Origin of the sequence: Pandoraea sp. XJJ-1 (genome assembly GCF_026802345.1) — a bacterium.
Taxonomy (GTDB): domain Bacteria; phylum Pseudomonadota; class Gammaproteobacteria; order Burkholderiales; family Burkholderiaceae; genus Pandoraea; species Pandoraea cepalis.
On record NZ_CP113827.1, the window covers coordinates 3822504 to 3845234 of the forward strand.

Annotated in this window: 19 protein-coding genes; 6 read left to right on the top strand and 13 right to left on the bottom strand. The window is 64.8% G+C overall.

Annotation, left to right across the window (positions count from 1 at the left end; genetic code table 11):
* Positions 1-34: 34 nt before the first annotated feature.
* The 3 genes from OYT13_RS17635 to OYT13_RS17645 all read right to left on the bottom strand — a co-directional run bounded on the left by OYT13_RS17635 (position 35) and on the right by OYT13_RS17645 (position 5882).
* Entirely contained in the window at positions 35-3031 is a 2997-nt protein-coding gene (locus OYT13_RS17635; RefSeq protein WP_268567896.1) for an FAD-binding and (Fe-S)-binding domain-containing protein, read from the bottom strand.
* Positions 3032-3196: 165 nt separating this feature from the next.
* Positions 3197-4474: an MFS transporter gene (locus tag OYT13_RS17640; RefSeq protein ID WP_017235234.1), complete on the bottom strand. Its 1278-nt coding sequence runs from the start codon at positions 4472-4474 to the stop codon at positions 3197-3199.
* 187 nt (positions 4475-4661) lie between these two features.
* Positions 4662-5882, bottom strand: coding sequence for a pyridoxal-phosphate-dependent aminotransferase family protein (locus OYT13_RS17645; protein ID WP_150563431.1), 1221 nt, complete (start codon positions 5880-5882; stop codon positions 4662-4664).
* A 176-nt stretch (positions 5883-6058) separates the two neighbouring features.
* Here OYT13_RS17645 and OYT13_RS17650 point away from each other — a divergent pair, with 176 nt between their 5' ends.
* The gene (locus tag OYT13_RS17650; protein WP_017235232.1) at positions 6059-6775 is read left to right on the top strand and encodes a GntR family transcriptional regulator; all 717 of its coding nucleotides are present in this window, start codon (positions 6059-6061) and stop codon (positions 6773-6775) included.
* Between the two features lie 54 nt (positions 6776-6829).
* Here the strand turns inward: OYT13_RS17650 and OYT13_RS17655 are convergent, their stop codons facing one another.
* Together OYT13_RS17655 and OYT13_RS17660 are read right to left on the bottom strand one after the other, a co-directional pair.
* Positions 6830-7471 carry a flavodoxin family protein gene (locus tag OYT13_RS17655; RefSeq protein ID WP_268566726.1) on the bottom strand — a complete coding sequence of 214 codons (642 nt, stop codon included), beginning with the start codon at positions 7469-7471 and terminating at the stop codon, positions 6830-6832.
* 537 nt (positions 7472-8008) lie between these two features.
* Positions 8009-8830 carry an IclR family transcriptional regulator gene (locus tag OYT13_RS17660; RefSeq protein WP_261938167.1) on the bottom strand — a complete coding sequence of 274 codons (822 nt, stop codon included), beginning with the start codon at positions 8828-8830 and terminating at the stop codon, positions 8009-8011.
* Positions 8831-9075: 245 nt separating this feature from the next.
* On the opposite strand from OYT13_RS17660, the gene OYT13_RS17665 reads away from it, so the two are divergent.
* Both OYT13_RS17665 and OYT13_RS17670 read left to right on the top strand, forming a co-directional pair.
* On the top strand, positions 9076-10524 hold the full coding sequence (locus OYT13_RS17665; RefSeq protein WP_268566727.1) for an NAD-dependent succinate-semialdehyde dehydrogenase: 1449 nt from the start codon (positions 9076-9078) through the stop codon (positions 10522-10524).
* 161 nt (positions 10525-10685) lie between these two features.
* Positions 10686-11846 (top strand): iron-containing alcohol dehydrogenase, encoded by a 1161-nt coding sequence (locus tag OYT13_RS17670; protein WP_261938166.1) that lies wholly within the window; start codon positions 10686-10688, stop codon positions 11844-11846.
* Positions 11847-12040: 194 nt separating this feature from the next.
* Here OYT13_RS17670 and OYT13_RS17675 read toward each other — a convergent pair whose 3' ends face one another.
* From OYT13_RS17675 to OYT13_RS17685, 3 genes are all read right to left on the bottom strand, one after another.
* Complete coding sequence (locus tag OYT13_RS17675; protein ID WP_268566728.1) at positions 12041-13165, bottom strand: glycosyltransferase family 9 protein; 1125 nt, start codon at positions 13163-13165, stop codon at positions 12041-12043.
* Between the two features lie 168 nt (positions 13166-13333).
* Entirely contained in the window at positions 13334-14914 is a 1581-nt protein-coding gene (locus tag OYT13_RS17680; RefSeq protein WP_268567897.1) for a rhodanese-related sulfurtransferase, read from the bottom strand.
* Between the two features lie 221 nt (positions 14915-15135).
* Positions 15136-15759 (bottom strand): cysteine dioxygenase, encoded by a 624-nt coding sequence (locus tag OYT13_RS17685; protein ID WP_268566729.1) that lies wholly within the window; start codon positions 15757-15759, stop codon positions 15136-15138.
* A gap of 108 nt (positions 15760-15867) precedes the next feature.
* Here OYT13_RS17685 and OYT13_RS17690 point away from each other — a divergent pair, with 108 nt between their 5' ends.
* Positions 15868-16116, top strand: a complete 249-nt coding sequence (locus OYT13_RS17690) for a DUF3820 family protein (RefSeq protein WP_026132211.1) — start codon at positions 15868-15870, stop codon at positions 16114-16116.
* 29 nt (positions 16117-16145) lie between these two features.
* On the opposite strand, the gene OYT13_RS17695 is transcribed toward OYT13_RS17690, so the two are convergent.
* The 3 genes from OYT13_RS17695 to OYT13_RS17705 form a co-directional block, all read right to left on the bottom strand.
* On the bottom strand, positions 16146-17696 hold the full coding sequence (locus tag OYT13_RS17695; RefSeq protein ID WP_254441002.1) for an amidase: 1551 nt from the start codon (positions 17694-17696) through the stop codon (positions 16146-16148).
* 148 nt (positions 17697-17844) lie between these two features.
* Positions 17845-18633 carry a substrate-binding domain-containing protein gene (locus tag OYT13_RS17700; protein ID WP_026132209.1) on the bottom strand — a complete coding sequence of 263 codons (789 nt, stop codon included), beginning with the start codon at positions 18631-18633 and terminating at the stop codon, positions 17845-17847.
* A gap of 134 nt (positions 18634-18767) precedes the next feature.
* Positions 18768-20087: an MFS transporter gene (locus tag OYT13_RS17705; protein ID WP_268566730.1), complete on the bottom strand. Its 1320-nt coding sequence runs from the start codon at positions 20085-20087 to the stop codon at positions 18768-18770.
* A 305-nt stretch (positions 20088-20392) separates the two neighbouring features.
* Between OYT13_RS17705 and OYT13_RS17710 the strand changes: the two genes are divergently transcribed.
* Positions 20393-21319 carry a LysR family transcriptional regulator gene (locus OYT13_RS17710; protein ID WP_150563439.1) on the top strand — a complete coding sequence of 309 codons (927 nt, stop codon included), beginning with the start codon at positions 20393-20395 and terminating at the stop codon, positions 21317-21319.
* 135 nt (positions 21320-21454) lie between these two features.
* Complete coding sequence (locus OYT13_RS17715; protein ID WP_150563440.1) at positions 21455-21889, top strand: hypothetical protein; 435 nt, start codon at positions 21455-21457, stop codon at positions 21887-21889.
* 89 nt (positions 21890-21978) lie between these two features.
* Here OYT13_RS17715 and OYT13_RS17720 read toward each other — a convergent pair whose 3' ends face one another.
* Complete coding sequence (locus OYT13_RS17720) at positions 21979-22398, bottom strand: type II toxin-antitoxin system HicB family antitoxin (protein ID WP_017235027.1); 420 nt, start codon at positions 22396-22398, stop codon at positions 21979-21981.
* Positions 22399-22441: 43 nt separating this feature from the next.
* The gene (locus OYT13_RS17725; protein WP_017235026.1) at positions 22442-22627 is read right to left on the bottom strand and encodes a type II toxin-antitoxin system HicA family toxin; all 186 of its coding nucleotides are present in this window, start codon (positions 22625-22627) and stop codon (positions 22442-22444) included.
* Positions 22628-22731: the final 104 nt, after the last annotated feature.

Below are 22731 nucleotides of genomic sequence, written 5' to 3' on the forward strand. Positions count from 1 at the left end.
AATCCTTTGAAAGGCATTTGCAAAAAAACGGCATTCACGCGGGCAGCGCGCGGTCCAGCACACATGCCACATGAAGCGCTTGCGTCTGCGCGCCATCGTGGATCTGATGCCGGCAACTGGTGCCGTCGGCAACCACAATGGCATTCTCGCCGCGCTGTCTGACCGCCGGCAATAGCGTCAATTCGGACATCGCTCGCGACGTGTCATAGTGCTCGGCCTCGTATCCGAAACTGCCCGCCATGCCGCAGCATGACGATTCGATCGATGATACCTTCAGCCCCGGCACCCATCCAAGCACCGCCGTGACGGGCGAGAACGCGTCGAACGCCTTCTGATGGCAGTGCCCGTGCACCAGGGCTTCGCCCACACCGTCGGGCAGCGCGCGCCAGGCGACGTCGAAGCGCCCCGCCGTCTTCTCACGAACCAGAAATTCCTCAAAGAGAAACGCGTTGTCGGCCAACTTGCGGGCCGCATCGCCAAAACCGTAGCTCAGCACCTCGTCGCGCAGCGACAGCAGGCACGACGGCTCCAGGCCCACGATCGGCACGCCGCGCTCGACGAACGGCATCAGCGCGTCGAGCAGGCGCCGCGCCTCCGCCTTCGCCTCATCCACGAGCCCCGCCGCGAGGAACGTGCGACCGCAGCACAACGGCCGCTCGCCCGCCCGCCGATTCACGTGAACGGTGTACCCGGCGGCTTCGAGCACGCGCTTCGCGGCGCGCGCGTTCTCCGGCTCCATGTAATTGTTGAACGTGTCGACGAACAGCAGCACCTGGCGCAGCCCCGCCGAATCTCCCGCGCTCGGGTCCGCCAGCGGCACCTGATGGTCCAGGAACGAAGCCTTCAGCGCCGGCAGCGAGCGCTCCGGCGCCAGGCCGAGCCAGCGCTTCGCCGCGTTGCTGCCCGGCAGCCGCTGCGCCGCATCGAGCAGACCGCCCACGCGGCTGGCCCATGGGGCGTAGCGCGGGAGATAGGCGATCAACTTGTCGCGCAGCGACACGCCGTGACGCTTGGCCCGCGCGTGACGCGCCTCGATCTTGAAGCGCGCCATGTCGATGCCTGTCGGGCAATCGCGCTTGCAGCCCTTGCACGACACGCACAGATCGAGCGCCGCCTTGACTTCGTCGCTGGCGAGCCCCGCTTCGCCCAATTGCCCCGACACGGCCAGACGCAATGTATTCGCACGTCCGCGCGTGACGTGCTGTTCATCGCGCGTGACGCGGTAGCTCGGACACATCGTGCCCGCGTCGAACTTGCGACAGTGCCCGTTGTTGTTGCACATCTCGACGGCCGACGCGAGTCCGTGCGTGGCATCGATGCCTGTGCCGGGCGCCGTCTGCTCGCCGGTCAGCGCGTTGCGCTGTACGTTCCACGCCGTCCAGTCGAGCGCGGGCGCGATCGGTTGGGCGGCGTAGCCGGGTGCGAAGCGAAACAACTCGCGCGTGTCCATCTTCGGTGGACGAACCATCTTGTCCGGGTTGAAGCGATTGTCCGGATCGAACAGTTGCTTGATTTCGCCGAACGCCGCGTTCAGCCGCGGACCGTATTGCCACGCCACCCACTCGCCGCGGCACAGCCCGTCGCCGTGCTCGCCCGAATAGGCGCCCTTGTATTCGCGCACGAGCGCCGCCGCCTCTTCGGCGATGGCACGCATCTTCACGGCGCCGTCGCGACGCATGTCCAGGATCGGCCGCACGTGCAGCGTGCCCACGCTCGCATGCGCATACCATGTGCCCTCGGTGCCGTTGCGATGGAACACTTCGGTCAGACGCCGCGTGTATTCGGCAAGGTGTTCCAGCGGCACCGCGCAATCTTCGATGAACGACACCGGCTTGCCATCGCCCTTCATGCTCATCATGATGTTCAGGCCCGCTTTGCGCACTTCCCAGAGCGCTTTCTGCGGCCCCGCGTCGGGCATCTTCACCACGACGCCCGGCAACCCGAGATCCGCCATGAGCGTGGCGAGATCGTCGAGCCTGGCACGCAGCGCGCCGGCGTCGTCTCCCGCGAATTCCACCAGCAGAATCGCTTGCGGATCGCCGACGAGCGCCGTCTCGATCACGGGACAGAACGCGGGGTTGTCCATCGCCAGGTCGATCATCGTGCGGTCGACCAGTTCCACCGCCACCGGCCCCAGCTTGACGATGTGCTGTGTGAGATCCATCGCCTGATAGAACGTGGGGAAGTTCACCACGCCCAGCGTCTTGTGCACCGGCAGCGGCACGAGCTTGAGCGTGATCTGGCGGCTGTACGCCAGCGTGCCTTCCGAGCCGACCAGCAGATGCGACAGGTTGGCGACGCCGTCGTCCGTATAGGCGCGCGGGTTGAGGCAGTCGAACAGATCGAGGTTGTAGCCCGCGACACGCCGCAGCACGCGCGGCACACGCTCGCGCAATTCCTCGCGCTCGCGCATGGCAATGGCGTGCACGCTCGCGAGAATCGCCTGCGTGCGGGCGTCGGTGGGCGGCGAATGGAGCGCGCCGAAATGCAGTTGCGCGCCGTCGGCCAGCACGGCATCGATGCTCAGCACGTTGTGCACCATGTTGCCGTACTCGAGGGAGCGCGAGCCGCACGAGTTGTTGCCCGTCATACCGCCGACGGTGCATTGCGCGGCCGTCGACACGTCCACCGGGAACCACAGGCCGTGCGGCTTGAGCCACGCGTTCAGGTGATCGAGCACGATGCCCGGCTCGACGGTGACCGTGCGCGCCACGGCGTCGAACGCTACCACGCGGCCCAGCCACTTGCTGTTGTCGATGACAAGCGCCTCGCCGATGGTCTGGCCGCACTGGCTCGTGCCCGCGCCGCGCGCGAGCACCGGTACGCGCAGGTCGCGCGCGATATCGAGGGCGACGATCAGATCGTCCTGATCGCGCGGCACCACCACGCCGATCGGAAAAATTTGATAGATCGACGCATCGGTCGCGTAGCGGCCACGGCTCGCGCGATCGAAGCACACATCGCCGCGCAGCTCGCGACGCAGACGGTCCTGCAACGGCGTGAGCGCAACGCCACCGCGCTGCATTGGCATCAGAGGCACGGGCTGGCCGACGAGATTCGGATGCGCGTTCGCGCGAGAGTTCGATTGGGAATTCATGACGTTGCGGGTGTTGGACAGGACGGACCCAGGGCAAATCGGGGCGAGACGATCCTGCCGGGCAGGCGTGACGCCGGCCCGGCAGGAGTTATGCGCAAGTCAGACGGCCTGACGGGTGTTGCTCGCTGCGGCGGCATCGCCGTCGAGGGAGAATTTGCTCTCGGGCTGCATGCGGAAGGCCAGCACGACACCGAGGGCCATGAGCATCATGCTGCCGACGAACGGCAATTCCCAGTTGCCCGTGCGATCGATGAGATACCCCGAGATCACCGGCGAGAGAATCGCCGCCAGTGCCGACCCGGTGTTCATCATGCCGCTGGCCGTGCCCGAGTGTTCCGGCGCGATATCCATCGGAATCGACCACATCGGCCCGATCGTCATCTCGGCGAAGAAGAAGCCGAACGCCAGGCATGCCACCGACACATACAGTTGGTGCGTGAACAGCATCGGCACAAGCGAGAGCAGCGTGAGCAGCATGCAGATCGACACCATCCAGCTACGTGCGCGCTTCAGGCTGCCGGTGCGCTCGTACAGTTTGTCGGTCACGATACCGCCCAACGTATCGCCGAGCACACCGGCGAAGAATACACTCGAGGCGAACAGCGCCGACTTCTTCAGATTGAGGTCGTAGCTGTGCAGGAAGTATTGGGGAATCCACGACAGGAAGAGCCAAAGCGTCCAGCCGTAGCAGAAGTACACGATGGTGACCGGCATCATGCGCTTGAAGAGCGGTCCCCACGGCAACGACGCGCGCTTGGCTTTCACCGGCGGCAACAGGGCGAGTTCTTCGGTCGTGATGCGCGGATGATCCTGCGGGCGCTCGGTAAACGTGAGCCCCCACACCGCGACCCAGACCAGACTCACGATCCCGCACAGATAGAACGACTCACGCCAGCCATGCGTGGCCATGATGAACACGACGACGGCGGGCGCCACGGCGTTACCGATGCGCGAGGCCGCGTGCGTGATGCCCTGCGCAAAGCCGCGCTTCTCCTTGGCGACCCAGCGCGACATGGCCGACGTGGCGGCCGGGAACGTGGCGCCCTCGCCAAGGCCGAGCAGCAGGCGCGCGAGTAACAGCGTGACGAGACCACCCGCCATGCCGGTGAGGATCGTCGCGACCGCCCACAACGCACCGCACACGAGCAGCGTACGCTTCGCTCCGAAGCGATCGCTCACCCAGCCACCAATGATTTGAAAGACCAGGTAGGGGTAGGCAAATGCCGAGAAGACGAGACCGATTTCCGTCTTGTTGAGATTGAATTCCTTGCCGAAGCCGGCCGCGGCCGTGCTGACGTTGACGCGATCGAGATAGGTGATGAAATACATGACGCATAGCATCACCAGCACGACCCGGGTCGCTCTGAAAAGCTTCATTGCATGTCTCCTGAAACAGCCTGTGAAGCGCGCCGGCAACATGCCGGCGGCGCAAAAGGTGTTGCGGCGGCCGGGGCCCTTCTATGGTGTGGCCCCGTGCCGTCTGAAGGACAGATCAAGCGTTCACTGCAGGGGCGCCCCAGACGTTGGCGGCCCCCCATCTCCCAGTCCCTGCGACGACGACGCCTCAGGCGGCCACCTTGAGCGACGGCGTGTCCCGCGCTTGCGCCAGGTAGTCCATTGCGGCAACCACGCCTGACCCGGCGAGTTTCACGCCGGACATCCGCAGCCCCATTTCGCACCCCGAAAGCGTTGCCATCAGCGTGAGGTCGTTGCAGTCGCCCAGATGCCCGATGCGGAACATCGTGCCCCGAATCTTGCCCAGCGCCTGCCCCAGCGACATGTCGAAACGTTCGTAGATGCGCTTGCGCACGTCGTCGGCGTCCACGCCTTGCGGCATGACCACGCCGGTGAGCACCGGGCTGTAGACCGACGGGTCCTGACACTGAATCTCCAGCCCCCACGCGCGCACCGCGCGGCGCGTGGCTTCGGCCAGGCGTTGGTGGCGCGCGAACACGTTGTCCAGCCCTTCCTCGAAGATCATGTCGAGCGCTTCGGACAGGCCATACAGCAGGTTCGTATTCGGCGTATACGGCCAGTAGCCGTTCTTGTTCGCTTCGATGATGTCTTGCCAGCCCCAGAACGCGCGCGGCAGTTTTGCGTGGCGACCGGCGTCGAGCGCCTTGGTCGAGACCGCGTTGAAGCTGATGCCCGGCGGCAGCATCAGTCCCTTTTGCGAGCCCGAGACGGTGACGTCCACGCCCCATTCGTCATGACGGTAATCGGCCGAGCCCAGGCCCGAAATCGTGTCGACGAGCAACAGCGCGGGATGTCCGGCCGCGTCGATGGCACGGCGCACGGCCGCGATGTCGGACGTGACGCCCGTCGAGGTTTCGTTATGCACCACGCACACGGCCTTGAGCGCGTGCCCGGTGTCGGCGCGCAGACGCGCTTCGATCATGTCGGGCTGCACCCCGCGGCGCCAGCCGTCGGTCCCCGGCAGGCCGATGAACTCGGGCTTCAAGCCGAGACTCTCGGCCATCTTCTTCCACAACGTGGAGAAATGCCCCGTCTCGAACATCAGCACAGAATCCCCCGGCGAGAGCGTGTTCGACAGCGCCGCCTCCCACGCACCGGTGCCCGATGCCGGGTAGATCACCACCGGCTGCTCGGTCTTGAAAATCTTCTTGATGTCGGCGAGCACCTTGCGGCCGAGCGCGCCGAATTCCGGGCCGCGATGATCGATCGTCGGGTAACTCATGGCGCGCAGAATGCGATCGGGCACCGGGCTGGGGCCTGGAATTTGCAGGAAATGGCGGCCCGAGGGATGAAAATCAAGCTTCAGCATGAACGTCTTTCTCCTCTTGAAAATTCTATTTTGAATTTTGCATGCAAAATACTTTAGCAGAGCACGCTACTTTCGCAAGAGGCAGGAAGCCGTTTTAATACAGTCGTTTACCCTAGAGACACGAGCGCGTCGCGCCATACGTTACAATCACGACCATAGAGATTTACGGATTTTGAATGCAAAGCATGGAAAACACGTCGACGATTGCCGCCCCAGACATTCCCCGAGTGGAGCGCCTGCGCTTGCACGACACGGTCGTCGAGCACCTGCGCAAGCTCATCATCGAGGGCGTGCTATCGCCGGGCGTGAAACTCAATGAACGGGAGTTGTGCGAGACGCTAGGCATCTCGCGCACGCCGCTGCGCGAGGCCTTCAAAGTGCTGGCCGCCGAGGGACTGATCGAGATTGCGCCGAATCGCGGGGCAAGTGTTGCCCGCATGACGGAGAAGGAAATCCGGGAGATGTTCGAGCTGATGAGCGCGCTCGAAGCGTTTTCAGGCGAGTTGGCCGCCGAACGGATGACGCCGGTCGAGCTGGCCGAAATCAAGGCGCTGCACTATGCGATGCTCGCGTGCCGCGCGCAGCAGGATTTGCCGGGCTATTACGCACGCAATCAGGCGATTCACGATCGCATCAATGAAGCCGCGCGCAACGGGGCGTTGCGCCAGACCTATGTCGCGATCAACCGCCGGTTGATGGCGCTGCGTTTTCGCTCGAACTTCCACGCGGACAAATGGGATCGCGCCATTGCCGAGCACGAGCAGATGATCGACGCGCTGGAAAAGCACGACGGCAAACGCCTCGGCGACATCCTGCGCAAGCATCTGCTCGCCAAACGCGACGCCGTGTTGCAAATCCACGCCGAACCGGCGCAAGGCGCGCCGAGCAACTGAATTCGAGCGGCCGTCTGACACGCATCGACAGCGCTCAGACGCTGCCGATTCCGATCACAGTCGGCGCTCGGCCGCTTCGCGTGCGCGACGTGCCAGCACGGCCGGTGACTCGAGCACCTCGCCGGCCAGACGCGCGACGAGCGCCGCGACATGACGACCGTATTGCTTGCCGGCGATCACGTCCACCGGGTCTAGCGCGTAGGCGGCATCGACATCCCCTCCGGGTGCCGTGACGGCCGGAAAACTGGCGAGCGGTTGCAGGGATGCGCTCGCGCGCGGCGCAATCTCGCCGTCGTCGGCATCGGCCCACAACATGCCCTGCTGCGCGGCGAGCGCCGCGAAGTAGTCCAGCGTGTCGCGCTTGTCGTCGCCGGGACGATAGCTGAACGAAAACCCGCCAGCGACTTTGTTGCGCCAGCCGAGCAGGCGCCACATGCCGGTCGTCGCATCGACAAACGCCTTGAACGGCGCGGCGATGCCGCCCTTGAAGGCCGGGGCGCCGAAAATAATGGCGTCCGCCGAAGCCAGGCGCATGAGCATGGCCTCGTCGTGCCACTGCCCGTCGATGAATTGATGCGGCTCGATGCTGAGCAATTGCGCATGCGCACCGGCGTCGTTGACCCCTTGGGCGACGGAATGCGCAATCATGGCGGTCGCGCCGCCTTGCGAGTAATAGACGATTGCGATATTGGACATGGCGTAGTGCTTCCCGAATGGATGTCCGCCCCATGGCACCGCCCGGATCGCGCTTCCCCGCGCTTCCGCTGGCTTGTCTGGACATCGGTCAAGGCCAAATGATGCCAGTGAAAACCCTAGGGGAATAGCCGGCAGAATCGAACATGACTGTTCCGCCAACGATAACAATCGAACGGCGACGCCACGCTGTCGGCCAGTCATCACGTACCTGACAGGAAGATGGCACGCCGCTGACGGCAGGTCGGGCCGTGCTCCCTTCCGGATCGAGGCGATCCGGTAACCCTGCGCCCTGGACGGGCTCGCCACGCCACAAATCAACGAGATCCCTGCGCAAACTCGCGCCTTTTTTGCCGCCGAATTTGGGATAAGTCCGAAGGAAAAACGAGCCTCTTTGTCCGGTGACGTCGGAAGTTGGTCTCAAATTACTTCGAAATCAATCCAGGATCACTCCGGAATCGATCGCCAACGGGGTTCCCAACCGGTCCGACAGCAACGCGGCAGGACGCAGGACGGTTAGCACCATACCGGCGCAATGTCTCAGCGTCGCGCCGACGCTCCAAGTCGTACCGACAACTGATCGGCCAGTTCGCGAATCTGGCGCCCGAGGCGCCGGCCCGTTGCCAGGTCGATGTCGTTCGTGACGAAACTGACGGCGAGCCCCGCGACGGCGCGCTCACCGCTCGCATCGAATACCGGTGCGCCGAAGCAGATCATGCCTTCGCGCATCTGCCCGTTGTCGATCGAGTAGCCATCGCGACGCGCCTGCGCCATCTCTTCGGCCAACGCCGCATACGTCGCCACACTGGCACGCGTGAGCGGCGCGGGCCAGGCACCGGCGAGCAGATCGGCGGCCTCATCCGCCGGCAGCGTCGAGAGCATGGCCTTGCCGGTCGCCGTGTAGGGCGCGGGCAACCGCATGCCGATGCGGAAGGTCACGCCGAGCGGCCGATTGCCGTTGTGACAGGCGAGATAGATCACGTCGGTGCCATCGAGCACAGACAGCGTGACGGTCTCCTGCTCGAAGGCGGACGACGCCTCCCAGACCGCGCGAAATTCTTCGGTGACGTGGGTCTGCGACAGGAACGCATTCGCCCATCCCATCACGTACGAGCCCATCGTCATGCCGCCATTGGCGTGGCGCTTCACGAGCCGCAACTTGACCAGCGTGTCGCACAGGCCGTGCAGTGTGCTCTTGGGCACGCCCGTCTCCCTCGCCAGATCGGCCAGCGCGATCGGCTCGGCCGCCGCCGCAATCACATCGAGGATGCGTACGGCGCGCACCACAGCGGGCGCGGTGGTCTTGAGCGGTTCGCCGTCGCGGGCTTCGTTGGCGGGGATATCAAGTTTGCGCTTGGGCATGAATCGGAAATCGGCTTCAGAAGGGTCGAAATGGATCGGGGCGGGCTACGCCGCCCGTAGGGTACGGGCAAGTGATGGGAATGCCGCCTTCGGAAAACCCTGAGTTGCACGGAAAACGTTCGCTACGTAGAATGAGGTTCAATACATAGAATATCGTTCAATAGATGGAACGGCAAGCGGCAATTCGAGAGACTGCCGTGCGTCGTTTCCCCAACCGGAACTGCCGGCGAGCCCGGCCAACTGCCATGCAACTTAAAGACACCTCCCTCTTCAAGACACTCGCCTGGGTCGATGGCCAATGGATTGCGTCCGACAGCGGCAAGACGCTCGACGTACTGGACCCGGCCACCGGTGAAGTCCTGGCCAAGGTGCCGGAACTCGGCGCGGCGGAGACGACGCGGGCCGTCGCGGCCGCGGAAGCTGCGCAAAAGCCGTGGGCCGCGCGCACTGGCAAGGAACGTGCTGCGGTCTTGCGCCGCTGGTTCGATCTGATGGTCGCCAACACGGACGACCTGGCGTATCTGATGACGCGCGAGCAGGGCAAGCCGCTGGCGGAGGCGCGTGGCGAGATCGCCTATGCGGCGAGTTTCATCGAGTGGTTTGCGGAAGAAGCCAAGCGTGTGGATGGCGACGTGCTCGCCACGCCCGCCTCGGACAAGCGTCTGGTCACTCTCAAGCAACCGGTCGGCGTGTGCGCGGCGATCACGCCGTGGAATTTCCCGGCAGCGATGATTACGCGGAAGGTGGCCCCGGCGTTGGCCGCGGGCTGCGCGATTGTGGTGAAGCCGTCGGAACTGACGCCGCTCTCCGCTTTTGCCCTGGCCGAGCTGGCGCACCGCGCCGGCATTCCGGGCGGTGTGTTCCAGGTGGTAACGGGCGACGCACGCGCGGTGGGGGGTGTGTTGACGTCGCATCCGGGGGTGCGCAAGTTGTCGTTCACGGGGTCCACGGCGGTGGGCCGACTGCTGATGGCGCAGTGTGCGCCGACGGTCAAGCGCATGTCGCTGGAGCTGGGGGGCAATGCGCCGTTCATCGTGTTCGACGATGCCGACCTCGACGCCGCCGTTGACGGCGCGATCGCGGCGAAGTACCGCAATGGCGGGCAGACTTGTGTATGTGCGAATCGCTTCTATATTCAGGACGGCATTTACGACGCCTTCGCCGAAAAATTCGCCAAGCGCGTGGCGGGCATGAAGGTGGGCAACGGTCTGGAAGACGGCGTGGTGGTCGGCCCGCTGATCGAGGGCAAGGCGGTCGAGAAGGTCGTGGCGCTGGTGGACGACGCGAAGTCGCGCGGCGCTCGCCTGCTGGTGGGCGGCACCGCGCACGCGCTGGGCGGCACTTATTACACTCCGACGGTGATTGCGGAGGCCACTTCGCAAATGCGCGTGGCGCGTGAGGAAATTTTCGGTCCGGTCGCGCCGCTGTTCCGTTTCACGCACGACGCGGACGCCGTCGCCTTTGCGAACGATACGGAGTTCGGGCTCGCGGCTTATTTGTACACGCGCGACATCGCACGGGCATGGCGCACGGCAGAGGCGCTCGAGTACGGCATGGTGGGGCTGAACACCGGCCTGATCTCGAATGAGGTGGCGCCGTTCGGCGGCATCAAGCAATCGGGGGTGGGTCGCGAGGGGTCGCGTTATGGCATCGAGGAATACCTCGAAATGAAGTACCTGTGCCTGCAATTGTGATGGCTGGGTAACAGATCAGGTTCAGGATCAGGCTCACGCTCAGGCTCGCATCGTTCGGTGGCGCGCGGCGCGGCGCCCGCCGACGTCAACCGCATCGACCGGATAGATCGCGGCAGGCTTGTCGCGCACGCGGTAGTGAAGGTCTCACGAGGATATCGGCCATGAACGCTTTTCGTTTCCAGACGGTTCCGACCGTCGTTGTGGAATTTGGCGCAGCGCGTCGTCTGGGGGCATTGCTGCGCGAGCAATATCCGACGGGCACGCGTTTGTGTGTGGTGACGGACGGCTTTCTACACAAGAGCGGCTTGCTGTCCCCGGCACTGGCGGATCTCGCCAGGCATGGCTGGCAGGTGTCGGTGATCGACGATGTGATCGCCGACCCGCCGGAGCATGTGGTGCTGGAAGCGGCCCAACGCGCTCGCGCTGCCGACGCGGAGATCGTGCTGGGGTTGGGCGGCGGCTCGTCGATGGATGTGGCGAAGCTGCTTGCGGTGCTGCTGCCTGGCGCGCAATCGCTCAAGGAGATGTATGGCATCAAGAAGGTGACAGGCACGCGCCTGCCGCTGGTGCAGATGCCGACGACGGCCGGTACGGGCTCGGAAGTGACGGCCGTGTCGATCGTGACGACAGGCGAAACGACGAAGATGGGGGTTGTCTCGCCGCAGCTTTTTGCGGATCTGGCGATTCTGGACGCGGAACTCACGCTCGGTCTACCCCGCGCGGCCACGGCCGCCACAGGCATCGACGCGATGGTGCACGCGATCGAAGCGTATACGTCCGCCCATTTGAAGAATCCGATCTCGGACACGCTCGCCGTGAAAGCGCTGGCGTTACTCTCGCGCAATCTGCTGAGCGCCTGTCACGACGGCAACAATCGCGCCGCTCGCGAAGCCATGCTGGTTGGCGCGATGTTCGCCGGACAAGCGTTCGCCAATTCGCCGGTCGCCGCCGTTCACGCCCTGGCTTACCCGATCGGCGGCATCTTTCACGTTGCACATGGCCTCTCGAACGCGCTCGTGCTCTCTCACGTCATGCGCTTCAATGCCCCCGCCGCCAGCCAGCACTACGCGGAACTGGCCGATGTGATTCTGCCCGCCAAGGCATCAGGCAGCGACGAAGCCAAGACCGATGCCCTCATCCGACACATCGAATCGCTGATCGTCGACACCGCCATCCCCCGCACGCTGCGCGAAGTCGGCGTGAAACAAACCGACATCGCCCGTCTGGCCAGCGACGCGATGCTGCAAACCCGACTTCTCGTGAATAACCCGCGCGAAGTGACCCAGGCCGATGCATTTGCCATTTATAGCGCGGCGCTTTGATCGGGCGCCTGCTCGGTGTTGCATGACGCCGATTGTGGTCGCTGATGCGGCCCCCTGCTTCGTACCTCTGCTTCGTACCCCTTCAGTGCTTCAACGACGGACCGGGGCCCCTTTCCGCCTCTCAGACATAAACCCAACTCGCTGCAGAAAGGGGCCCCGATCCGTCTCTTCCCATCCCCCCTCCCCGCCATCCCTCACCTCGTCGGCATGCTCACCAGCGTCGACACCACCGTTTCCGCCAACTCGGCTGCATCCACCGCACTCACATCCGAATCGGTCTGCAACGGCGTCGACTGACATCCCGGTGTGAGCCTGAGATACGGCGGCTCCGCCTTCGCAAACAACGTGACGCTCGGCGTCAACGTCGTGTGCGCCACATGCATCAACCCACCATCGGCACCCACGAATAACGCCGCGTTCGCAATCACCCGCTTCGCTTCGCGCAACGTCAACTGACCCACAAAAGATGCCAGCGTCAGATGGACAAATTTCGCCTCCATTAACGCGTTTGCCGCATCCACACCATTGCCCGACCCCAGCAACACTACGCCATCCGGCATCCCCGGCTGGTACGCAATGTCATACGCCTGAAGGAATTCCCGCCAATGCGCATACGTCCGGCGCGGCTCGACACCCCCCATCGCCAACACCAGGAACGCCCCCGGCAATACTTGCCCCACGACCGACGCCGGCAGCGCCGTTTCCTGCCGCAAGTAAGGCTTGGCGCGCGCGAACAAGTCGTCGGACGCCAACCCCAGCGAAAAAACGTCGTTGACCGCCGCAAGGCTGAACTGGGTCTGGTTGCGGTCCGGCCCGTGAAAGAATCGGAACAAACACGCAAACGGCAGCGACGGGAAATATTTCCGCTTCAGCCGCAGCGTCGGATAGTTGAACTCCTGCAACACAATGACGTCGTAATCGCCCGGCTTCACACTCGCCGGATCGTCGTACACGTGACGGAAAATATCGTCGCCCTCGAACACGCCCTTCAAGCCCGGCGTAATCAACAAATCGACCGGACCCTCGCGCCCACGCAACAACGCACGTCCCGACATATCCATCACCGCATCACCGACCGATGCCTTGCCCCCATAGATCCACAGCACGCGCGCACCCGGCGACACCCGACGCACCTCTCGGCTCGACTGCCCGCTCAACGCAAGACGCAAGCGACGATGCAGGTATTTTTTGGCAACGCTCAACGATGACGTGCGCTGCAGGAATACGTCGGGCTCGTGGTACACCCAGGCATAAGGAATGCGGGTGCTCGGTTCGGTGAGAGCGCCCAGTCGGCGGGCAATGAAGCGCTGCAATGGCATGATGGGTTCGAAAGCGAGTCGGCACCGGTTCGCCCGCGCGTGAATCGGGTTCACATCGTGGCGTCAGGCGGCGGCGTCAGAAGGTGGGGAGTATGCCACGTCTGCCCCCGATTGACGGCAACGCAACGCTCCCTCCGCCCTGCACCACCGGGCGTCCCTTTGACTCGCTCACACCACCCGGAAATGGTGCGTTCCATCGCGATGCAACTGGTCGACGAGCCCATACTCCCAATCGAGGTACGCCTGCATCGCCTCGGCAGCATTGTCCGTGCCCTCGTACGGACGACGATAGCGATCGTCGCGCGGGCTCGCCAGCCGCGTCGGTCCCGATTCGAGCGGCAGCCCAGCCTGGATCCACGCCTGCGTGCCACCGTCGAGCACCACGATTTCGGCATCGGTCAGACGCCGCAAATCGGCCGCCGCAAAGCGCGCAAGCAAGCTGGAGCCGCAAGTGAGCACGTACCGCTGCGCAGGGCCGATCTCCCGCAAGGCCTCGGCCAGGCGCGCGCGAATGACGAACCACGCCCCCGGAATGTGGCGTTTGACGTAGTTGACGCCCGAGGTGACGTCGAGCACCACGATCTGGCCAGGCGCTGACTCGTCAAGCCAGCGCGTGAGCACCGCCGGCGAGACGGTCTCGACATCGGCCGCGCTCGGCGTATGCAACGGCCATCCGCCCTGGGCACTGCGCGCCTCGTCGCCATGCGGCTCGACGACGTAGACGGTCCAGCCCATCTGGGCGAGCCACGAACCGGTCATGTCGGCACGCACGCCGTTGTCGTCCGCGAGCACGATCCACGCGCCACGCACCGGCGCATGATGATCGGTCTCCTGCACCAGTTGCCCTCCCGGCGCACTGGCGAAGTCGGGCAAGTGCCCGGCTGCGTAGTCTTCCGGCGTACGCACGTCGAAGCGATAGACGGTGCGCCCAGGCGCATTCAGTGCGGGCACGTCGCCCACCGCGATTCGGCGCACGCCCGCACGATCGGCGATGGCACGGGCCCCAGCGCGCGCGACGTTCAGGGTAGCGTCGCTCACCACGGCCGGGGGCCGGCGATCGGCCCCGCGCTCGAGTGTCTGACCGGCGAGCGTCCAGCCGATGGTGCCGTTGCGCAGCGCCGCCACCGGATTCGGCAGACCGGCGTTCACGAGCGATTGCGTGCCGATGATGCTGCGTGTGCGTCCGGCGCAATTGACGATCACACGCGTGGCCGGGTTCGGGGCGAGTTCGCGCACGCGCAGCACGAGTTCGGCACCGGGCACGCTGGTCGAGCCGGGAATGTTCATGGTCTGGTATTCGTCGAACCGGCGCGCGTCGACGACGACCACATCGGCGCGCGCATCGAGCAGTGCCTGAACTTCCTGCGCGGACAACGACGGGGTATGCCGCAACCCTTCGACCCACTCGCCAAAGGCTTTGCTCGGCACGTTGACGTCGCGAAAGACTTCTCCGCCAGCCGCGATCCAACCGTCGAGGCCGCCCGCGAGACAATTGACGTCGGTGTAGCCAAGCTTGCGCAGCACGCCGGCAGCGCGCGGCGCCAGATCCTCGCCGCCATGCTCGCCGTAGACGACGATGCGCGTGTCGCGGCGCGGTATGCGCGCCCAGACGTCGATCTCCACGCGCGAGAGCGGAAGGTTCGCCGCCCACAATGGGTGCGCCTGCGCGAATGGATCTTCTTCGCGAACGTCGAGCAACGCAATTTCCTCACGGGCGAGCAGCGCGGCACGCACGTCGGCATAGGTCAGTTCGGGGAAAGCGAGGACTTCAGCAACGGCAGTCGGCGCAGCCGTCTGCGACGGCGCATCGGTCGAGAAAGAGGACACGGTGGTTCCTTGAATTCGTCAAGCGTCGATTCGATTTGCGTATCGGCGCGATGGGCTCGCGCATTCGCGCAACCAGAAAGCTATTGTGGCAGAAGGCGCCCGAACGCGTGGCGTGGGCCGTCGGCACGTTGCGGCGCCTTTCTTTATGGATTCGGCGATTGCGCATTGGCGTATCCGGAGATGAAGCTTTTGCGCTCGCCCGCTTCGGTGAACACGCTGCGACGCACGGTGCCAATGTTCGCCCCGTACACGTGGATGCTCACCGAGACCCGGTCGGCGTAGGCATTGCTCACACGGTGAATGTCCCCCAACCGCGGCGAGAGCACCTCCACATCGCCCGGCGACAGACGCACCGGCGGCCCCGTCATGACCGGTACGCCCTGCGCGTCGAGCCGATAGGGCTGCGAATCCTCCGCCCCGCGCAACATGCCGATCAGGCCCCACACGGTGTGATCGTGAATTGGCGTGACCTGCCCCGGCCCCCAAACGAAACTCACGATGGAAAAGCGCTGCGCCGGATCGCAATGCAACAGGTATTGCTGATAGTGCTCGGGATGTGGCACCGCGAACGCGGCGGGCAACCAGTCGTCACATGCGACGAGTGGTGCCAGCAGACCCGCGCCGGCGTCGAGCAGCATTGTCTCGTCGGGATGACGCGCCAGCAGTCGCGAAAGCCCCGCGACGAACGTGCGCAACGGATCGAGCGCTTCGCCATCCGGGCCGGGCAACTCGCCCGACGCCGCGAGGCCATCCAATCGTTGATGCATACGAACCCCCAAAGTTGGGCGCGCTCCCCGGCCGACCCGGTGGAACGCATGTGGTAGCGTAACGCTTTGCCTCTCTTCGTGCCCGCGCGCCATTCGCGCCTGTCGCTTATGCTCGATTTCGATTTCGATGCCGACGCGCTGATGCGCCTCGTCACCACGCCCATGCCGTTCGGCAAACACAAGGGCACGCTCATTGCCGACCTGCCCGGCAATTACCTGAGCTGGTTCGCCCGCGAGGGTTTTCCGCCGGGCGACATCGGTCGCCTGCTCGCCCTCATGCACGAGATCGATCACAACGCGCTGGGTGAATTGCTGCGCCCGCTACGGGCGCAGGCACGCGCCGCCCGCCCAAGGTAAGCCGAACGGGCCCGTCCCTTGCCCGCCGATCACCCCCTCGCGGTACCGGCAAGCATCGGCGGCAGCCGGCGACGCACCCACTGCGTTTGCTGCTCGTGCGCATGCGCCAGTTGCAACACCGCGAGATCGGCCTGCGCCGGTCCGATGATTTGCAGTCCCATCGGCAACCCGCGCGCATCGAATCCGACCGGCACGCTGATCGCCGGCAGTCCGGCCAGCGTCGGCCCGATCACCACTTCCATCCACCGATGATAGGTGTCCATCGGCTTGCCCGCGACGGACGACGGCCAGTGCATTTGTGCGTCGAACGGGAAGACCTGCGCCGAAGGCAGCAGCAGGAAGTCGTAACGCTCGAACAGCCGCGCGAGCGAGCGATACCACTCGCTGCGATCAACGGACGCGCGATATACATCGGCCGCGCGTAACGCATGCCCGCCCTCGACTTCCCACTGCGCCTCCGGCTTGAGCTTGTCGCGGCGCGCAGGGTCGGCATACAACTCGCCCAGCGAGCCGCTCACGAGCCAGTGACGCAACGTGAGCCACGTCTGCCACAATCGCTCCGGCGCGAAGTCGGGCGCACAAGATTGCACTTCGCACCCCATCGCCGTGAAGTCGCGCAACGATGCCTCGCACAGGGCCATCACACCGTCTTCCATCGGCAGATGGCCGCCATAGTCGCCCAGCCAGCCCAGCTTCAATCCCTTGACGTCGCGTTGCAACGCGCTCGCGAACGGCACCGCGCCATGCGCCTGCGCCAGGGAAAGCGGACTGCGCGCGTCGTAGCCCGCTTGCGTGGCGAGCAGTTGGGCGACGTCGGCGACAGAACGCCCCATCGGCCCCTCGGTGCTCAGTTGCTGGACGAACAACTCAGGCGCCGGACCATAGGGCACCCGGCCCTGCGACGGCCGGAAGCCATACACGTTGCCGAACGCAGCCGGATTGCGCAGCGACCCCATCATGTCGCTGCCATCCGCGACCGGCAGCATGCGTAGCGCAAGCGCGCTGCCCGCCCCGCCGCTGCTGCCACCTGCGCTGCGCGTCGCGTCGTAAGCGTTGCCCGTGACGCCAAAGACGGGGTTGTAGCTATGCGAGCCCAATCCGAACTCGGAGACGTTGGTCTTGCCGATGAAGATCGCGCCCGCCGCGCGGATGCGCGCAACGCCGATGCTGTCCTGCGTGTCGGGCGCCGCCGACGTCAATGGCGAGCCTTTGCGCGTGGGAAATCCCGCGCACGCGGCGAAATCCTTCACGGCATGCGGCATGCCGTGCATCCACCCCAGGGACTGGCCATTGGCCAACTGCTGGTCGCGCTCGTCGGCCTGCGCAAGCAAGGCGTCGGCATCGTGCAAGGACACGATGGCGTTGACCGCCGGGTTGTAATGCGCAATGTGCGTGAGATACGCCTGCATGACCTCGCGACACGACACGCGGCGCGTGTGAATGGCGTCGGACAACGCCAGCGCGTCGAGCGCGACGATCTCGTTCAAGGGCGGGGCGTGGGGGGCCGAGGGGCCGGCTGCGCCGGCACGCGAATCGGCAGCCTGTATCGGCTGAGCGGGTTGAGCTGGCGCTGAGGCCATGTCGGTCTCCTTGGCGGTGGCGTCGTCCTGTGCAACGCCGTTGTCTGACGCGTCATTGTCGGTCAAACCCGCCAAGGATGCCGAGGGAAAATTATCTCCCCCGACGCAGGCAACACGTTAGTTCATATCTTCAATGAAGACCGGCACATCAATGTGCCAGCGGATCGAGACCGGTGGACTCGACTTCCTTCGCCACCGCGGGCGCGGCCAGGTACGTCAGCAGTTTCTTCGCTTCGTCCGGATGCGGCGCATTCACCGGCACGCCACCGGCGAAACGCGTGACCGATTGCAGCGACTCGGGAATCTTGCCCGCGAACGCAGCGCCCTTGACCGGCAGCAGCTCGCTGACCTGTTGCAGTCCCAGCGCATAGTCGCCGGCAGCGACCTTTTCGGCCACGGGCGTCTTCTGCACCATCACGCTCTTGCCCCGCATCTGGTCGACGATGCCCAGCTTCTTGAAGAGTTCGCGCTCGACGTACACACCGCTGGCGCTGTCGGAGTACGCGACCGATTTCGCGGCGAGCAGCGCGGCCTTGAGCTTTTCGGGCGTGCTGACATCGGGCACCACATCGCCCGATTTCACGACGACGCCGATGCGCGAATCGGCCAGATCGACGCGGGAATCCGCGCGCACCTTACCGGCCTTGATAAGACCGTCGAGGGCGTAGCCGACCATGATGACCGCATCGGCCGACTCGCCACGCGCCAGACGGTTGGGGATTGCCTCGGGCGCCTTGCCCATCGACGGCCCCCACGCGGTGTCCACATGATCGCCGCTCGACGCCTCGAACTTGGGCAACAACAACTTGTACGCGGCCGTGAAGCCGCCGGAGTTCATCACGTGCAGGTCTTCCGCGCTGGCCGACGTGGCACCGAGCAGCGTGGTCAGGGCGATGCCGGCGCCGAGCGCGGCAAGCAGATGTCGGGGCGCGCGCATGCGCGCCGGGAGGGCGATGGCTTTCATGGCAGTGTCTCTCTGAATTTTGCTTTTGGGGATGGATGCGCGTCGGCACCCGGTTTGGGGAAGCGTTGCCGGGCGCGCCCGCGAACGGGGCGCGCCTGCCGCGTGGCTTAGCCTGCGGCGAGTTCAGTACGGGGACTCCCCTGCCCGCCGGGGCGGCGGCGGTAGAGCGCCAGCGTCGCGCAAATCGCGCACAGCGCGGCGATACTCATCCAGTAGCCCGGCGCGGCCTTGTCGCCCGTGGCGTGGATCAGATAAGTCGACAGCGCAGGCGTGAAGCCGCCGAAAAGCGCCGTCGCGAGGCTATACGCAAGCGAGAAGCCGGCCACGCGCACGTCCGGCGGCATGACTTCGGTCAGCGCCGGGATCATCGCGCCGTTGTACATGCCGTACAGGAACGACAGCCATAGCAGCGAGATCAGCATGCGCGTGAAGCTCGGGGCCTGAACCAGGAACGTGAGCACCGGATAGGCCGATACGAGCGTCAGTCCCGCGAAGAGCAGCAATACCGGGCGGCGGCCAATGCGGTCGGACAGCATGCCGCCGATCGGCAGCCAGATGAAGTTCGACACACCCACGCACAGCGTGACGAGCAACGCATCGGCGCTCGACAGGTGCAGCACGCTCTTGCCGAAGGTCGGCGCGTAGACGGTAATCAGGTAGAACGCCGTCGTGGTAAGGGCCACGAGCAGCGTGCCGCCGATCACCACGCCGGCGTTGGCGGCCATCGAGCGGAACACTTCGCCCAAGGACGGATGACGCTTGCGCTGCTTGAATTCTTCGCTCTCCTGGAGCGAGCGGCGCAACGCGAAGATCATCGGCACGATCATGCAACCCACGATGAACGGCACACGCCAGCCCCATGCCGCGATCTGCTGCGCGGTGAGCGTGAGCGAAAGCGTGAAGCCGAGCGCCGCCGACACAACAATGGCGACCTGCTGGCTCGCCGACTGCCAACTCGTGTAGAAGCCCTTGCGGCCCGGCGTGGCGATTTCCGCAAGATACACGGACACGCCGCCCAGCTCGGCACCGGCCGAGAAACCTTGCAGCAAACGTCCGATCAGCACGAGCACCGGCGCCGCGAGACCAATGGTGGCGTACCCCGGCACGAACGCGATGAGCACGGTGCCGCTCGCCATGATCGCCAGTGTCGTGACCAGCCCCTTGCGGCGGCCGACGTTATCGATGTAAGCGCCCAGCACAATCGCGCCGAGCGGTCGCATCAGGAAGCCCGCGCCAAAGACGGCGAAGGTCATCATGAGCGAAGCGAACTCGCTGCCCGCCGGAAAGAAGACGTGTGAGATCTGAGTGGCGTAGAAACCGAACAGAAAGAAATCGAACTGCTCGAGGAAGTTGCCGGCCGTTACGCGCAGGATCGCGCCGGCTTTCGAGGGGGGACGCGAAACCGCGTCGTTGGGGCGCTGTGACATGCGCTGTCTCCGTGTTGCCGGCAGCCCGGGAGATCGGGCCGCCAATGTGTCGTCGGAATGCGCCTCTGCCAGGGACGTTTGAATCGTCATGAGCGCTTTTTAGAAGTTGCCAATGGTGCGCCGGAAGTTCCCGGCTTGTGAATTGCAAGTTTTGGAAGTATTGATGCACATATGCGATCAATCGTAGGATGTTGATGCGTCTACCAAGCGGTAACGGGCTACACTCCGCATCGCAACCAAGCCTCGGCGTGCGCTGGACGTCGGCGTGCCTCGAGGCGTCTACCCGACTTTCTGCTCCCAACGTCATGGCGATCAACTTCGATCTGAACGATTTGCAGGCATTTCGCGCGGTGGCGCAACTGGCGAGCTTTCGCCGCGCGGCCGAGTCGATCCATCTCTCGCAGCCCGCGCTCTCGCGCCGTATCGACAAGCTCGAGGACGCGCTCGGGGTCAAGCTCTTCGAGCGCAGCACGCGGCGCGTGGCGCTGACAACCGTCGGACGCGCTTTCGCCCGCGACGCGGAGCGGATTCTGGACGATCTGGACAACGCCCTGCTGGGTATTCGCGATGTGGCCTCGTCGAGCCTCGGACATGTGACCATTGCCTGTGTGCCGTCGGCCGCGTATTACTTCATGCCGCAGGTGATCTCACGCTACCACCAGGCGTTTCCCCGCATCCGCATCTCGGTGCTCGACGCAAGTGCCAACGAGGTGCTCGCGTCGGTGGCGAATGGCGACGCCGATTTCGGGTTGAATTTCATCGGCAGCCAGGAGCCGAACATCGAGTTCAAGCTCCTGTTGCAGGAGCGCTATGTGGCGGCCTGCCGGCGCGACCATGCACTCGCGGGCAGAAAGCGGGTGACGTGGCGTGAGCTTTACGAATACGACTACATCAGTGTCGGCCGCGTCTCGGGCAACCGGCTGCTGCTCGATCAAGCGCTCACCTCACTGCCCCAGCGCCCGCCAAGCATCTGCGAGACGCAGCACGTCACCACCATGCTCGGTCTGGTCGAAGCGGGGCTCGGCGTGGCGGCCGTGCCGACGATGGCAATGCCGGGTAGCGAACATCCGTTGCTCACGAGCGTGCCGCTGGTCGATCCGGTAGTGACGCGGCGCATGGGAATGATACGCAGCAAGGCGCGGCCGCTCTCGCCGGCGGCGGCACAGTTATATCGCTACGTGGCCGAGATGAAAGTGCCATCGCGGCGTCGCACGGGCGGCGATGCCTCATAAAAGCTAACCGCTTTCAACGCACGCACTGAAACATTTTGTTACCGGCCTTACGAGACATGAAACATTGGGGTGACGGCGGCACGGTCGCGTGTCTTTATACTGGGTCCGCATTCATCCGCATCTTATTCACGACCTATGATCAAACGAATTTTCCCGATGGTGGCGATCGCCGCCGTGGTTGCAACGACCTCGCTGGCCGCGTCGGCCAGTGATATGAACAATGCCGTTGGCGGTGCGCTGGGCGGCGTGGCGGGCGCGGCCGTGGGTGGCGCGCTCGGCGGCAGCACCGGTGCAGTGCTTGGCGGCGCCGTCGGCGGCGGGGCCGGCGGGGCGATCACGTCCAATCGTCGCGAGCGCACGGGCGCCATCGTTGGCGGCGCGCTCGGCGGTGGTGCCGGCACGGCCGCTGGCAATGCGATGGGCGGACGCTCGGGCGGCCTGATCGGTGCGGCCGTTGGCGGCGGCGCCGGCGCCGCGCTCGGCGGCAACATGTCGCGCTCCAGCTCGTACGACAACGATGGCTACGGCTACCGTGGCAAGCGCCACGGCCATCGCAAGCATCATCATTGATCGACCCGCGTCTGCCTGAACGACAACGCCCCGCGATTGCGGGGCGTTGTCGTTGGGAATGCCAGCTTGGCGCGGTCGCCGCGACGGCGCTATACCGCGCGCACCTCCAGCCGCTTGCCCAACACGGCAAACGCGTTCTCCACCGCGTCGAGGCGAGAGGCGTAGCCGAGCTTCAATAACCGATCCACCTGCACCTGATTGACGTGCATACGCCGGGCCAACTCGGCCTTTCGCACGTTCTGCGCGATCATCTCGTTCGCCAGCAGCACCTTGATCGACGCCATGATTGGCAACGTGATCGTGGCCTGCCCGCGCTTCGCACGCGACGGCCACGGGATTGGCCGCTTCTGTGCGAAGTAAAACTCCAGCGCCGCCTCAAGCGCTTCAAGCGCTTGCTCACGCGCGTGCGCCTCGTTCTCGCCGACGGTAATCGCCTCCGGCACATCCGGGAACGTGACCAACAACGTGTCGTTCGTGTCGCGCTTGAGCGTAATGGGATAGGTCAACATAGTTCGCCTCGCAATTCGTTGCACCCACGGGGATCAGCTCACGCTATTTCAGATCGAGCTGTTTCTTGATGGCTTCCACCAGTCCGCGCCCCATCTCCTTGGCACCATGATCCGGGAATACCGTCGAGCGCCCATTGAGCGTGACTCGAAAGTGACTGGATCCGGCACGGTGCTGCTCGAACGTCGCGCCCTCTCGCCGAAGCCACCTTCGGAATTCGCTGTACTTCATACTTCACCCGTGATGGAATCCAATACTACAACAAATCTGTCGTATCTGCCGCACAGAGACCACAACAAATTTGTTGCAATTTCCTGTCACGCCACTTCACGGCT